Source organism: Eisenbergiella sp. OF01-20, assembly GCF_003478085.1.
Classification (GTDB): domain Bacteria; phylum Bacillota; class Clostridia; order Lachnospirales; family Lachnospiraceae; genus Eisenbergiella.
In genome coordinates this window covers 1-2,696 of sequence record NZ_QUES01000080.1, presented here as the reverse complement: position 1 = coordinate 2,696, position 2,696 = coordinate 1, and the positions used below count along the sequence as shown (strand labels likewise).

The 2,696-nt window shown below is 61.4% G+C and carries 1 pseudogene; it reads right to left on the bottom strand.

Going from position 1 to position 2,696, the window contains the following annotated elements:
• Nucleotides 1-2,696: pseudogene (locus DXA36_RS33920) on the bottom strand (hypothetical protein); the annotation flags it as partial.

Genomic DNA, 2,696 nt, shown 5'->3' with positions numbered 1-2,696 from the left:
GTGGAGAAGTGGGGAACTTCCGCCAGCACCCTGCCATTGTGGCAGCTGGATTTGTTTAGCCATGTCACGGTTCCCCTGCCGTCCACATAAACCATGAACAGGTTTCCCGCGGTCTCCCCAGCAGCGGGGGTGTAGTTCAATGTGATAGCAGCCGAACCAGCGGGGAAGTTCACCGGAACTGTGATGAGGTTCCCGCTGCCGTCCTTATAACTGATGGAGAAGTCATAAACCGGATGGGCGCCGAGCTGTTTGGCCGCATCCGGGAACTCGCTTAAATCGGCGGGGGCGGCGGCAAAGGTGATGCTGCCCGCTGTGGATGGAACCGCCGCCAGAATCGCTTTCAGCGCCGCAGAATCAAAGGCCATGCCTGCCTTGCCGCAGCCGAGCGTCAGGCTCCTGCCGGAATCCGTCAGCGTCTGCAAGTCGGAGCGGGAAAGACTCCGGCTGATGCTGTCCCCGGCTGCCGTGTAGCTGCTCTGCGGCTGGTTCACAGATAAGGGGCAGGTGTCGGTGCTGTTATCCGGCGTCACCCCTGTCACGGCATTGGCGGGCGCTTTGCCCGTTGTGACTCCCAGGCCGCTGGAAACGGCCTGCTGATAGAAGGTCCCCTCCGCCACTTTGGCGAAAAAGTAGTATTTTGTTTCAGGCTGCAAGCCGGTAAAAGCCACACCGCTCTGCCAGCTTCCTGCCTGCAAAACGTCATTGACGGCCGCGTAACCGTACTGTACCGCGCCATCGCCGGAACCCTCCGGGAGGACCGCGGCGGTCAGGGTCACACTGGTCCCGTCCACCGTGGGACTGCCGGATAGGGAAATGGTACGCCCCCGCTTTTCCACCGTCAGCACAGCCGTCCCGGTGTCATTTGGCAGCAGGCCCTTGCTGCCGCCGTACGCCGCCGTGATCGTATAGCTGTCCGGCTTCCAGGAATCCCCTGTCAGCGGGAGAGTGAGAGTGGCTGTTTTGTTTGTCACACTTTCCGTTCCAAGCACGGTACTTCCGATTTTGAAAATCACCTCATTAGGGGCGGCTGTGCGCAGGCGGGTAGTTTTCTGCGAAACTTCAGCCTGAACCGTGATGGTGTCCCCATAGGATGCCTGTGTAATCTGCCCGCTCTGGCTGCTCCGGAAGGTGATTTTTACCGCGGAAGGTTTATTGACAGTTCCGGTTCCGTTCACAGCCGCGCTGGTTCCGCCGCTGTGGTCGTTGACCGTGCCGTTGTTTACCAGCGTACCGGTTCCGTTTACCGTACCATGATTCTCAATCCTGCCGTTATTGGTAAGGGCCGTGTTATCTGGAATTGTGAGCGTGGCGCCGTCCGGCACTGTCAGGGTGGAGCCGTACGGGATGGTTATATCGCCGGGAAGTTCAGGGCTTCCACATACTGTTCCGTTACTCCCCTCAAATACCACGCCTTTTATCAGTTCTTTTGTACCGTCGCCGCCGCCCGGGCCGCCACCGATTGGTGACGCCTGATTGCTTGTGGCAAATACAACGGCATTCCCGTTTATGGTGAATCGACCGCCATCGCCTCCCACAGTACCTGGTTTGTCGTAGCCGCCGCCGATGCCACCGCCGTAGCCGCCGCCGATGCCCGCACTGCGGGAGCTGGTGGCCGTGACTATGCCGCCGCTGATTGTAATGGTTCCGCCGGAGCCGCCGATGTGGTCGCCGCCGCCGCCGCCGATGCCCGCACCCAAGTAGCTGGTAGCCGTGACTGTGCCGCCGCTGATTGTAATAGTTCCGCCGGAGCCGTAGGAGCCGCCGCCGATGCCCGCACCCAAGTAGCCGGTGGCCGTGACTGTGCCGCCGCTGATTGCAATAGTTCCGCCTGCGCCGCCTGTGCCGCCGCCGATGCCTGCGCCGTTGGAGCCGCTTTTGGCCATGACTGTGCCGCCGCTGATTGTAATGGTTCCGCCGGAGCAGCTTGGGCCGCCGCCGATGCCTGCGGCGCCGGGGCCGCTGTTGGCGGTGACTGTACCGCCTTTGATTTCGATGGTTCCGCCGGAGCTAACGCCGCCGCCGCCGATGCCCGCGCCGTTGTTGCTGCCGTTGGCCTCCAGGCGGCCATCACCATGAATCGACACAGCGGTGTTTTCAGGAACCTCCAGCCCGGCGCGGCCCCAGCCGCTTGTCAGGGTGTTTATACCGGAGAGGGTGATGTTTGCCGTGCCGCCCGCTGCCACCGCGAAAGCGCAGGCGTATTCTGCATCCGCCTTGATGATTACGTCCTTCAGTTCCACGTTGACGGTCACGCCGTTCGGCACCGTAATCACGGCTTTCCGATTAGAGGAGTCTACGCCGTCCAGCGTTCCCGTCCATTCGCCGGAAATCTTGTAGTTACCGTTGGCGTTCAGCGTGATTTGTCCGTCGCCGGTTTTGGAAACCGAACCGCCGTTTGTTGGGGTAATCGTCAGGCCGTCATACCCCTCATTGGCGTACAGATTTGCCCCGCCCAGCAGCACCTTGACCGCCGGGAGCGGGTCGCAGGCGTAGCCGTCGGGGAGCGCCGCCGTAAAGATGTAATCGCCGGTCAGCGGCCAGTTATCCCCGCCGTCCTGTTTGTATTCCTCGCAGCTCCAGCCGGTGATGTCCAGTGTTTCCGGGTTTTCCGTTCCTTCCATTTCCCCGCGGATCTGTTTGGGCAGCATGGATACCACCGTGTCAAAATCCGCCTGATTGTCCATGCTCACGCCGGG